The sequence below is a fragment of the Rhizobium sp. BK098 genome, assembly GCF_014193155.1.
Classification (GTDB): Bacteria; Pseudomonadota; Alphaproteobacteria; order Rhizobiales; family Rhizobiaceae; genus Rhizobium.
The window spans coordinates 78,305-90,075 of the sequence record NZ_JACHYY010000001.1; the positions used below are offsets into that span (position 1 = coordinate 78,305).

Here is an 11,771-nt window from a genome sequence, read left to right on the forward strand (position 1 = left end):
TAGCTCATCCGATTGGAGACGGCCGTTCGATTCCAACAAAAAACCAAATATTCGTTTCATTTTGTGGGCTGCTTCTTGACAGCTTAACGTTTGTGGGGAACCTTCCACATCTGAAAGATGCTCAGCAGCAGGACCGGAGGGGGAATGACTGCGACAGCGGAAGACAGGATACATTCTCTCAGCCTCTGGCGCGGGCCGATCGACATCGAACCGCTTGTCGGCGGCATTACCAATCGCAACTATCTGGTCGGCAATGATGGTCGCCGCTTCGTCGTGCGGCTTGGATCGGACATTCCCGTTCATCACATCAGCCGCGCAAACGAAGTGGCTGCGAGCAGGGCTGCACATGCCGCCGGTCTTTCGCCTGCCGTCATACATCACGAGCCCGGCATATTGGTGCTCGACTATATCGATGCAAAACCGCTATCGGCCGATGATATAAGAAAGCCGGCAATGATGAGCCGCGTCGTGCTGCTCGTCCGGTCCTGTCATCGGGACGTCGCCCTGCATTTTCGCGGACCGGCAGCCATCTTCTGGGTCTTCCATGTGGTCAGGGACTATGCGGCCGTTCTCGAGGCTGGTAGTAGCCGGCACAAGTCGCGGCTGATTTCCTTCCTGGAAATTGCCGAGCGGCTCGAGCGTGAAGCCGGTCCTTTCGAGATTGCCTTCGGTCACAACGATCTGCTGGCGGCGAATTTCCTCGATGACGGCAAGCGGCTGTGGCTGATCGATTGGGACTATGCCGGCTTCAACACGCCGCTCTTCGATCTTGGCGGCCTTGCCTCCAACAATGAATTCTCCGAGGCGCAGGAAGAGGAGATGCTGGAGGCCTATTTCGAAGCTCCCGTCGCCGACGAACTGCGTCGGCGTTATCAGGCAATGAAATGTGCTTCGCTCCTGCGCGAGACGATGTGGAGCATGGTTTCGGAAATCCATTCCGACATCGAATTCGATTATTCATCCTATACAGCTGAAAATCTGCGGCGCTTCGAGAGCGCCTGGCAGGATTTTCGCAATTCTTGAGGTGACACGATGAAGGAACTGCCGGCTACAGCAAAGACCGTCGTCATCGGCGGCGGCATCATCGGCTGCTCGACCGCATACCATCTCGGCAAGCTCGGTTTTACCGATACGGTGCTTCTGGAGCGAAAGAAGCTGACCTCGGGCACGACCTTCCATGCCGCCGGTCTCGTCGGCCAGCTGCGCACCAGCGCCAACATCACGCAGATGCTCGGCTATTCCGTCGATCTCTACAAGAAGCTCGAGGCGGAGACGGGGCTTGCTACCGGCTGGAAGATGAATGGCGGTTTGCGTCTCGCCTGCAATGAGGAGCGCTGGACGGAGGTGAAGCGCCAGGCGACGACGGCACAGTCCTTTGGCTTGCAGATGCATCTGCTGACGCCCAAGGAGGCTTTCGATCTCTGGCCGCTGATGGATATCGACGACCTCGTGGGCGCCGCCTTCTTACCGACCGATGGCCAGGCCAATCCTTCCGACATCACGCAGGCGTTGGCAAAGGGCGCCCGCATGAGCGGTGTGTCGATCTTCGAGGATACGGAAGTTCTCGATCTGGAGATCGACAAGGGGCGAATCCGCACCGTCATCACCGAGAAGGGACGCATCGAATGCGAGCGCGTCGTCGTCTGCGCCGGGCAATGGACGCGGACCTTTGCCGGCCGCTTCGGTGTCAACGTGCCGCTTGTCTCCGTCGAGCATCAATATCTCATCACCGAATCCTTTGGCGTGCCGTCCAATCTGCCGACGCTGCGCGATCCCGACCGGCTGACCTATTACAAGGAGGAGGTCGGCGGGCTTGTCATGGGCGGCTATGAGCCCAATCCCATTCCCTGGGCGCTCGATGGCATTCCAAAAGATTTTCATTACACGCTGCTCGACAGTAATTTCGATCATTTCGAGCAGATCATGGAACAGGCGCTGGCGCGCGTGCCGGCGTTGCAAATGGCCGGTGTCAAGCAGCTGCTGTGCGGCCCGGAGAGTTTCACGCCGGACGGCAATTTCATTCTCGGCGAAGCGCCGGAACTGCGGAATTTCTTCGTCGGCGCCGGCTTCAACGCCTTCGGCATCGCGTCGGCCGGCGGGGCGGGCATGGCGCTTGCCGAATGGGTCGCCAAGGGCGAGCCGCCTTACGATCTCTGGCCCGTCGATATCAGGCGCTTCGGCCGTCCGCATTTCGACACCGACTGGGTGCGCACGCGCACGCTGGAAGCCTATGGCAAGCATTACACCATGGCCTGGCCGTTCGAGGAGCATTCCAGCGGCCGGCTGTGCCGTAAGTCGCCGCTCTATGATCGGCTGAAGGCGCAGGGCGCCTGCTTCGGTGAAAAGCTCGGGTGGGAGCGGCCGAACTGGTTTGCCGATCTCTTTGCCGGCGAGGAGCCGAAGGACGAGTATACGTATGACCGGCAGAACTGGTTTGACGCCGTCGGCCGGGAGCATAAAGCTGTGCGCGAAGCGGCCGTCATCTTCGACCAGACATCCTTCGCCAAATTCGTGCTGAGGGGCAGGGATGCCGAGGCGGCGATCTCCTGGATCGCTTCCAACGACGTCGCCAAGCCCGTCGGTTCTTTGACCTATACCCAGATGCTGAACGACCGCGGCGGCATCGAATGCGATGTCACCGTTGCCCGCATCGCCGAGAACGAATTCTACATCACCACAGGCACAGGCTTTGCCACGCATGACTTCGACTGGATCGCCCGCAATATTCCGTCCGAGATACATGCGGAGTTGGTGGATGTCACCTCGGCCTATTCCGTGCTGTCGCTGATGGGGCCGAAGTCGCGCGAGATATTGCAGGCCGTGACCTCGGCCGACGTTTCGAACGCCGCATTCCCCTTCGGCAAGGTGAGGACCGTCGGCATCGCCGGCTGCCCTGTACGGGCGCTACGCATCACCTATGTCGGCGAACTCGGTTATGAGCTGCATGTGCCGGTGGAATATGCCACCACGGTCTACGATGTGCTGATGGCGGCTGGGCGCGAGCACGGCCTTATCAATGCGGGCTATCGCGCCATCGAGAGCTGCCGGCTGGAGAAGGGCTATCGCGCTTGGGGCTCGGATATCGGGCCGGATCATACGCCGGTCGAGGCCGGGCTTGCCTGGGCTGTCAAGACGAGGAAGGATGTCGCGTTCCGCGGCAGGGAGGCGATCGAGCGGCAGCTGGCTTCCGGTGTGAAGAAGATGCTCGCCTGCTTCGTGCCCGACGATCCCGAAACCGTGCTTCTCGGCCGCGAGACGATTTATCGCGACGGGCAGCGCGTCGGCTGGCTGTCGAGCGGCGGCTACGGCTATACGATCGGCAAGGCCATCGGCTACGGCTATGTCCGCAATCCCGATGGCGTGACGGAGGCTTTCGTGCTTTCGGGGCGCTATGAGCTCGATGTCGCGCAGAGCCGCGTGCCGTGCCAGGTGTCGCTGAAGCCGCTTTATGATCCGCAGATGGAGCGGATCAAGGGGTGAGGTGGAAGGACTTGTTTCGACCGATGGTGACATTGGTTGGTGTGCGCCTGAAGTTGCCACTGGGATGCTAACAATGGGTTCTCATCGAGGACGAGGGGCTGTAGTTCAGACAGGGTCTTTGATATCTGGGCCGTACGTGTAAGTGACGTCACCTTCGACAAAGTCTTTTGGCCGAACCCACTTGAAATGGGATTTTATGGGTAACCCCGTATCAACTGATATCCAACTCTTAAAGTTATCCACCTGTTGGTACGATAAGTGGTGGTAGGACCAGATTTCGGTCTGGACGCCATCTATCGTTTCGCTGCCAAGATGTTCGCAGCTCTCGATATTACTGGGTTTTGAATATTGGCGTGGTTTTATGTGCCACGGTCCAGAATCATTATGCCACCACTGCTTGGTGTCAACATACAGCGTGGTGAAATGGGTCGTCCCGAGATAATCTGTGCCGACCACCCGGATTCGCGGTGTCGCATTAAATTTATCCACCATCGCCCTGATGGATGAGCATGCAGCGTCTGCAGCAAAAGCGGGTGTCATTTTGGCGATGTGGGCGTATATCGCAAGTACCGCCATCAGAGCCAAAACGTGTTTTTTCATGAAAGTCTCTCTTAGCGTGAGCGTCGATCATGGAATACCAGAGGTAGTAAAAGCTGTCACGTGGCTGATGAGAATTGCCGTCGCCCGCAGCGTCGCCGTGCAATCCACTAGTTGCTGCCTTGATTGAGAATAAATAGCTAATATGCTGTCCGCTTGCGCCAAAGGTCACTGCTGATGGCAATTTGCTCCATCGGATCGGGATAAGTCACGTCACCCTTCTAAAACCTGTGATCTCCCCATCCCATCCCAGCCATTTCCTTGACACGTCGGTACTTTCATCCTCAATCGGCATGCTGACAACTGACGGAGGCGAAAGACGATGGCGGAAGCGAACATCAAGCTTGAGGAGAGCTGGAAAGAGGCGCTGTCTCCGGAGTTCGAAAGCCCCTACATGCAGCAACTCAAATCCTTTCTCGTCGAGGAAAAGCAGCGCGGCAAGGTGATATTTCCCCGTGGCAGCGAGTATTTCCGGGCTCTGGATCTGACGCCGCTTGATGAAGTGCAGGTGGTCATCCTTGGACAGGATCCCTATCACGGCTTCGGCCAGGCGCATGGGCTCTGCTTCAGCGTACGCCCCGGCGTGCGCATTCCGCCATCTCTGGTCAATATCTACAAGGAACTGGAAACCGATCTCGGCATTCCGCCGGCGCGCCACGGCTTTCTGGAAAGCTGGGCGAAGCAGGGCGTGTTGCTGCTTAACAGCGTGCTGACGGTGGAGGAATCCCAGGCCGCGTCGCATCAGGGCAAGGGTTGGGAGCGCTTTACCGATGCGGTGATCCGCAGGGTCAACGACGAATGCGATGGCGTCGTCTTCATGCTCTGGGGCTCCTATGCGCAGAAGAAGGCCGCCTTCGTCGATACCGAGCGCCATCTGGTGCTCAAGGCAGCGCATCCTTCGCCGCTGTCAGCCCATAACGGCTTCCTCGGCTGCCGGCATTTTTCCAAGGCCAATGCCTATCTGGCCGAGCATGGAAGGGAGCCGATTGACTGGGCGCTGCCGAGCAATCCGGAGGCTCAGTGAGGCGCGGTCTTCTGGATTGCGCTTTACATCAGTGAACGATTGGAATTTATCGTTCACTCTTTGAAGACAATCCGTTTGGCACTTGAGGGCTATCGAAAGGCGGCCGACAAGACCATCTTCTGCCCATGAGAAACGCCTGCCGGTGCAGGCGAAACAAGGGGTTTAAGATGCTCAACCAGATCAAAGGTCTTCACCACGTCACCTCGATGGCCGAAGACGCCCGGACCAACAATAAGTTCTTCACCGATACGCTCGGCCTGCGCCGCGTCAAGAAGACGGTCAATTTCGACGCTCCCGATGTCTATCACCTTTACTATGGTGACGAGGTCGGCACGCCCGGCACGATCATGACCTACTTCCCGTTCCCGAAGATGGCGCGCGGCCGCCCGGGTACTGGTGAAGTCGGCAATACGGTCTATTCCGTTCCGGAAGGCGCCATCGGCTACTGGACCGAGCGGCTCGGCCAGCACGGTGTCGAGGGCCTGAAGGCCGACGAATCCTTTGGCCAGAAGCGCCTGCATTTTGCCGGTCCGGATGGCGACGGTTTCGCGCTCGTCGAGGTCAAGGATGACAAGCGTCAGCCCTGGACGCATAACGGTGTCGATGCCGAGCATGCCATCAGGGGCTTCCATTCCGTTGCTATGCGGCTCAGGGACGAAGGCGCTACTGCCGAGCTTTTGAAGTACATGGGCTACGAGGTGGTCGATACGCATGATGGCATCAAGCGACTTGCCATTCCCGGCGGCAACGGTGCCGACTATGTCGATCTCGAAACCATGCCGAACATCAACCGGGCGCTGCCAGGCGCCGGCTCCGTCCACCATGTCGCCTTTGCCGTCGAGAACCGCGCAAAGCAGCTCGAAGTGCGCAAGGCGCTGATGGATACGGGCTATCAGGTCACGCCGGTCATCGACCGCGATTACTTCTGGGCGATCTACTTCCGTACGCCTGGCGGCGTGTTGTTCGAAGTCGCCACCAACGAGCCCGGCTTCGACCGCGACGAGGATACGGCTCATCTCGGCGAGGCATTGAAGCTGCCGGAACAACATGCGCATCTGCGTGGGCTGATCGAGCAGCATCTCGAACCGCTGGAAGGCTAATCCAGGAGAGAACATCATGATGGATACGACTTATGTGCACCGGCTGAAGGCCGGTGCACCCGGAAAGCCTGTTTTCTTTACCTTCCATGGCACCGGCGGCGACGAGAACCAGTTCTTCGATTTCGCCACCCGCCTGTTGCCGGACGCCACCATCATCTCGCCGCGCGGCGATGTCTCGGAATATGGCGCAGCGCGTTTCTTCCGTCGGACGGGTGAGGGCGTCTATGACATGGCCGATCTTGCCAGGGCGACGGAAAAGATGGCGAAGTATGTCTCGGAACTGGCGGCCGAATATGGCGCATCGCAGGTGCTGGGCCTCGGCTTTTCCAACGGCGCCAACATCCTTGCCAACGTGCTTATCGAGCATGGCGATCTGTTCGATGCGGCCGTGTTGATGCATCCGCTGATCCCCTTCCAGCCGAAGGGCAATGCCAGGTTGGCTGGCAAGCGCGTGCTGATCACCGCGGGTGAACGCGATCCGATCGCGCCGGCGCCGGTCACCAAGGCGCTCGCCGATTATTTTGCGCGACAGGATGCGGAGGTTACGCTCGAATGGCATCCGGGCGGTCATGATATTCGCCCCAACGAGATCGAGGCTATCGGCAAATTCCTTGTGGCCTACGCGTAAGCTCCAAAAATGACCAGGCCACGCGGCAGACAGCTCCTGCCGCGTGGCCTGCTATTTGCCGATGAGGCGCACCATCGCCTTCGCTTGCGAGGCGGCTGCGAGTTTTCCGTTCTCGTCGAGATAGCCTGTTCCGCAGAAGCGGTTGAGATTGGCGAAATCCATACTGTCAGGCAGCGCATGCCTTGTTTCAGCAATGACCATGCGCCAAGCGCAGCCAAGCATTTTGTCAGGCTGGATTGCCTGATCGCAGCCTGTGCTCAGGCATAAAGCGACGTGTTTCTGCGCCCGATACCCGCCTGCGATGGCTTCCTCGTAATCAGCCTTCCAGCTATCCCTTGTATGTTCGCAGCGAGCCGGATTGCTGCTCTGACTGCATTGCACCGTCTTGTCGACATAGGTTTGCGCCGGCGGCCATAGCGGACCGTCGACCAGGCTGACGCAGCCGCACGCAAACAAGGTGGCTGACAGCAGGCGCAATTGATTCTCCTTCGACAAAGCCGCCGAAACCGTAGAGCGATCGCAAATATGTGCAAGATCAATGTGATCTTGCCAATAGCAACGGCGAGAAGGCGCTCCCTCGACCATCCGCGGCAACGTGTCGCGTGACCTTCCTGCAACCCTTTCCATCTTCCGGCATCCGCGAGCTTCAGCGGCGCAAGCTTTGCTTGTGGGTATCATGCCCGCCCGCTAATGCTCTGCCACTATAGGGCGGGGGGATTCCATCGTGACGCTGGCGGAACAGCAACAATACAGGCTCGGTGTGATTTATGTGGCCCTTTCGGCGCTTGCCTGGTCGACATCGGGCCTTTTCGTTCGGGCGATCCATGCCGATCTCATGACCATTCTGTTCTGCCGCGGCATCGTCTCCGGCCTCGGCGTTTTCGCGCTGTTCTTCTATATCGAGCGCCGCAACGCCTTTCGCATCCTGCGCTCCATGCGCGGCCCTTCCTTGGCCGCCACGATTTTTTCCACCGCGTCGATGATCAGCGGCATCGGCTCGATCTATTATACGTCGGTCGCCGATGCCATGGTCATCTATGCGACCGTGCCCTTTGTCACCGCGGGGGTCGCCTTTGTCTTCATCCGCGAGCGGCCGAATTCGAGGACGCTGATTGCCAGTGGCGTTGCCTTCATCGGCGTGCTCGTCATGCTTTCCGGCCATGCAAGTGATGGCGGCAGCTGGCTCGGCAAGGGGCTTGCCGCCGTCATGACGCTGACCGTCGCCTGTCTTGCCGTCGTCATGCGCCAGCATCGCAATGTGCCGATGCTGCCTGCCATGGCGCTTTCCGCCTGGTTGTGTTCCTCCATCACCTTCTGGTTCGCCTCGCCGCTTTCGATCTCCGGACAGGATCTCGGACTGATCATCGCCTTCGGCATTATCCAGAACGCCATGGGCCTCAGCCTCTATACCTTCGGCTCGCGGCTGGTTCCGGCGTCGGATGCCGCCCTGCTGACAGCGCTCGAAGTGCCGCTGACGCCCCTCTGGGTCTGGATGATTTTTGCCGAGCGCCCTTCGACGGCGACGCTCATCGGCGGGCCGATCGTGCTTGCAGCGCTTTTCGGACATATCCTGTTGGAAGTGCGGCGGAATCGAGCAGTGACATCGGCTCAGGCCCACTGACCGACTTGCCCCTTTCATCATAAAATGCTGGTATCGGCACGGTCATCAGGAGTCGGAATCGATGAAAAAGGTCTTCAATCCCGCATCTGTCCGCCGCCCTTTCGGCAATTACAATCACGGCCTACTGGTGCCGCCCGGTGCCAGCATGCTGGTCACCTCCGGCCAGCTTGGCATCGGTATCGACGATCGCATTCCGGCTGACGTTACCGGCCAGGCCGAACTATGTTTCAAGGCGATCGGGGCTATCCTTGAGGAGGCTGGCATGGGTTTTGCCGACGTCATCCGCATCGGTGGCTTCGTGACTACGCGCGAGGATTTTCCTGCCTACATGGCCGTGCGCGATCGCTATGTCCAAAATCCCGCACCGGTCTCCACGCTGCTGATCGTCGGCGGGTTTACGCGGTCCGAGTTTCTGGTCGAGGTCGAGGTTACGGCGGCGAAGGTGATGTGATGACGGCCGGTCATCCTGAGCATTTGGCCGACCCGTCAATCCCCCGCATTCTAGGACTTTACGAGACGCATCTGACGGTTGCCAATCTCCAGCGCTCGATTGCCTTCTATCGCGATGTCCTGAAGCTCGAAGTCGGGACGGTCATCGAGAGCAGGAATGTTGCTTTTCTCTGGATCGACGATAAACGGATGGGCATGCTCGGCCTTTGGGAAACAGGCAGCTCCCCTCTCAAGATGCGTCTCCATATCGCGTTCAGAACGTCTCTCACCGATGTAATCGGCTCCGCCGCTGCATTGAAGGCTCATGGTGTTCAGCCGAAGGGTTTCAATGGCGAGCCGCTCGATGAGCCGGTCGTTGTCGGTTGGATGCCGGCCGTCTCGCAATATTTTCGGATCCCGACGGACATTCGATCGAATTCATCCATGTGCTTGAAGAGGCGGCCGATCCGGATTTCGGCGTAAAGCCCTATTCACAGTGGCTATCGCGGCCAAAGCCGGCGGCTTGACCGGTACAGGCGGGACCTCCCTTTAACTGGCTTTTCGTCGGCTTGCTTATGGTCTAAGCGAAGAGGATACGAGCTATACCTGCGATACTGCCAGTTCCAGGGCGCGCAGAAGCGTGGAAGACCAACATGACGCAGAATATCTACGACAATCCGGGCTTTTTCGAAGGCTATAGTCGCCTACAGCGATCCATCGACGGGCTGGCGGGTGCGGCTGAATGGCCGGCCATCCGTGCCTTGATGCCGGACATGAAGGGTCTCGATGTCGTGGATCTCGGCTGCGGTTTCGGCTGGTTCTGCCGTTGGGCGGCCGAGCAGGGGGCGGCCAGTGTATTGGGGTTCGATGTCTCGGAAAAAATGCTGGAACGTGCGCGGGCGGAAACGGAGGATGCGCGGGTTCGCTACGATCGCGTTGACCTGGAGCAACTTCAGCTTCCGAAAGCGAGCTTCGATCTCGTCTACAGTTCACTCGCCTTCCATTATATCGAAGGCTTTGCCGGACTGCTGACGACGATCCGTCAGGCGCTGAAGCCGGGTGGTCGGCTGATCTTTTCAATCGAGCATCCGATCTATATGGCGCCCCGGCGGCCGGAATGGCTCGATGACTCCGACGGCGGCAAAATCTGGCCGCTCAGTGCCTATCAGATCGAAGGACCACGGGTGACGAACTGGCTGGCTGAGGGCGTCGTCAAGCAGCATCGCACCATGGGTACGACGCTCAACCTGTTGATCGAGTCCGGCTTCATCATTGCCCATGTCGAAGAATGGTCGCCGAGCGATAAGGATCTTGCAGCCCATCCGGAATGGGCAATCGAGCGCGAGCGGCCGATGTTTCTCCTGATTTCCACTCGGACCTGAGGCATCCCCAGCATGCCGTCGCAGCGTAGAAGCCCGAGGCGATCTGTTTTTCTTTTTGTTGATAGATTTTATAGAAAATTAATTGCTCGCGAAGGGCTACTTCCGCAAAATGTCGTTTCTTGAGGCGCATGCTCCCCATCGATAATGTGAGGCTGTCTGCGCGAGTTAAGGAAGAGTGCGATGAACATGAAAACTTCCGTGGCAATCGAGAAGGCGGTGCCTGTCGCCGATCCCGACATTGCGCGCATCGAGTTTCGCAATGCCATGGCGCGGATGGCAGCGGCAGTGAACATTGTCACGACCAATGGACCCGCGGGCATCGCCGGCTTTGCGGCGACCGCCGTCTGCAGCGTTACCGATAACCCGCCGACCCTGCTCGTTTGCCTCAATCGTGGCGCTTCCGTTCATCCCGCCGTCACGCAAAACGGCGTGCTCTGCGTCAACGTGCTGTCGGAAGCGCATCAGGACCTGTCGCGGCTTTTCGGCGGCAAGACCCCGGTTGCCGAACGCTTCGCCGGTGCCTCCTGGTCGGAACTATCGACAGGCGCGCCGGTGCTTGAGGATGCTCTTGTCTCCTTCGATTGCCGCATCGTCCGCCAAGCCGACGGCGGAACGCATGATATTCTGCTCTGTGAAGTCGATGCTATCCGTCAACGTGATGAGGGGCAGGGGCTTATCTATTTCGACCGCGCCTATCATCCCGCAGGCCGGGCCGAATAAGCGTTCGACTAGTCATGCCAGAAATTCTTCAATGGCCTTTATGACCAGGGCAGGGTGCTCGCGATGCGGCACGTGTCCGGTATCCCGCATGATGTGGACCGGGCCGCGTCCGGCCGCGATCCGGTGGGGATGAGCCTCGGAGCCATACTCGTCACGCTCGCCGTGAATGGCAAGCACCGGGCAACGGAGTTTTTCGAGGGCCGGATCGAGCGACCAGCCGGCACGTTCGGGAGTAAGCCACGTATCGATCCATGCATGCAGCACCCAATCGGTCTTACCGCCGTGATATTTTTCAAGCCGGGCGAAGGTCTCGGTGAATCTGAAATTCTGCTGTGCGATCCTGATGCCTTGCAGGGTTCTCTCTTCCACGAAAGCCTGCGCTGCGATGGTGATGACGGCCTGGCAGCGGTCGCTAAAACGTGCTCCTGCTTCCACCGCCATGCCGCCGCCGACGCTATGCCCGCAGGCAACGAACTCTTGAACGGAAAACTGCTCGCATAGCAACGGAACGGCCTGCTCGGCCTCCAGGGCCACGAAATTCTGCTGCAGAACGTCGATGCGAGCATCGGAGCGACCGAAGCCTAAGCGATCATAGGCGATCACCTGACGGTTGAGGGAAAGAGCGAGCTGTTGTGGAAAATCCCTCCAGAGCGCGATGCATCCGAGGGAATCATGAAACAGGATGATCGGCGGCAGGAAGGTCTCGGCATGCGGTGTCCATGATTTGGCATAGAGGCGCCTGCCGGGGATTTCGATCCAGTGTTCCGTTTCGACGATGCCTGCCATTTCG

12 protein-coding genes and 1 pseudogene are annotated in these 11,771 nt (G+C 59.0%); 10 read left to right on the forward strand and 3 right to left on the reverse strand.

Translation table 11 applies throughout. The features are described from left to right. The first annotated feature begins 144 nt into the window (after positions 1-144). Positions 145-1,023, forward strand: coding sequence for a choline/ethanolamine kinase family protein (locus FHT73_RS00365; RefSeq protein ID WP_183709220.1), 879 nt, complete (start codon positions 145-147; stop codon positions 1,021-1,023). A 9-nt stretch (positions 1,024-1,032) separates the two neighbouring features. Beyond that, complete coding sequence (locus tag FHT73_RS00370; protein WP_183709222.1) at positions 1,033-3,480, forward strand: FAD-dependent oxidoreductase; 2,448 nt, start codon at positions 1,033-1,035, stop codon at positions 3,478-3,480. A 105-nt stretch (positions 3,481-3,585) separates the two neighbouring features. Here the strand turns inward: FHT73_RS00370 and FHT73_RS00375 are convergent, their stop codons facing one another. Further along, positions 3,586-4,080, reverse strand: coding sequence for a hypothetical protein (locus FHT73_RS00375; protein WP_183709224.1), 495 nt, complete (start codon positions 4,078-4,080; stop codon positions 3,586-3,588). A 319-nt stretch (positions 4,081-4,399) separates the two neighbouring features. On the opposite strand from FHT73_RS00375, the gene ung reads away from it, so the two are divergent. From ung to FHT73_RS00390, 3 genes are all read left to right on the forward strand, one after another. Beyond that, positions 4,400-5,101 carry a uracil-DNA glycosylase gene (gene ung, locus FHT73_RS00380; protein WP_183709226.1) on the forward strand — a complete coding sequence of 234 codons (702 nt, stop codon included), beginning with the start codon at positions 4,400-4,402 and terminating at the stop codon, positions 5,099-5,101. A 167-nt stretch (positions 5,102-5,268) separates the two neighbouring features. Further along, entirely contained in the window at positions 5,269-6,201 is a 933-nt protein-coding gene (locus FHT73_RS00385) for a VOC family protein (RefSeq protein ID WP_183709228.1), read from the forward strand. A gap of 16 nt (positions 6,202-6,217) precedes the next feature. Then, complete coding sequence (locus FHT73_RS00390; protein ID WP_183709230.1) at positions 6,218-6,829, forward strand: alpha/beta hydrolase; 612 nt, start codon at positions 6,218-6,220, stop codon at positions 6,827-6,829. 51 nt (positions 6,830-6,880) lie between these two features. Here FHT73_RS00390 and FHT73_RS00395 read toward each other — a convergent pair whose 3' ends face one another. Further along, the gene (locus FHT73_RS00395; protein WP_183709232.1) at positions 6,881-7,306 is read right to left on the reverse strand and encodes a hypothetical protein; all 426 of its coding nucleotides are present in this window, start codon (positions 7,304-7,306) and stop codon (positions 6,881-6,883) included. 247 nt (positions 7,307-7,553) lie between these two features. On the opposite strand from FHT73_RS00395, the gene FHT73_RS00400 reads away from it, so the two are divergent. The 5 genes and pseudogenes from FHT73_RS00400 to rutF all read left to right on the forward strand — a co-directional run bounded on the left by FHT73_RS00400 (position 7,554) and on the right by rutF (position 10,981). Beyond that, positions 7,554-8,450, forward strand: coding sequence for a DMT family transporter (locus FHT73_RS00400; RefSeq protein ID WP_183709234.1), 897 nt, complete (start codon positions 7,554-7,556; stop codon positions 8,448-8,450). 61 nt (positions 8,451-8,511) lie between these two features. Then, positions 8,512-8,901, forward strand: coding sequence for a RidA family protein (locus tag FHT73_RS00405; RefSeq protein WP_112415422.1), 390 nt, complete (start codon positions 8,512-8,514; stop codon positions 8,899-8,901). Next, positions 8,901-9,406 (forward strand): annotated as a pseudogene (locus FHT73_RS00410) (VOC family protein). The gene FHT73_RS00405 and the pseudogene FHT73_RS00410 overlap by 1 nt, the downstream one beginning before the upstream one ends. A 126-nt stretch (positions 9,407-9,532) precedes the next feature. After that, a complete protein-coding gene (locus FHT73_RS00415) occupies positions 9,533-10,261 on the forward strand; it encodes a class I SAM-dependent methyltransferase (RefSeq protein WP_183709235.1) in 729 nt (242 codons plus the stop codon). 186 nt (positions 10,262-10,447) lie between these two features. Further along, positions 10,448-10,981: an NADH-dependent FMN reductase RutF gene (gene rutF / locus FHT73_RS00420; protein WP_246712035.1), complete on the forward strand. Its 534-nt coding sequence runs from the start codon at positions 10,448-10,450 to the stop codon at positions 10,979-10,981. A gap of 12 nt (positions 10,982-10,993) precedes the next feature. On the opposite strand, the gene FHT73_RS00425 is transcribed toward rutF, so the two are convergent. Continuing rightward, positions 10,994-11,767, reverse strand: coding sequence for an alpha/beta hydrolase (locus tag FHT73_RS00425; RefSeq protein WP_183710107.1), 774 nt, complete (start codon positions 11,765-11,767; stop codon positions 10,994-10,996). Positions 11,768-11,771 lie beyond the last annotated feature (4 nt).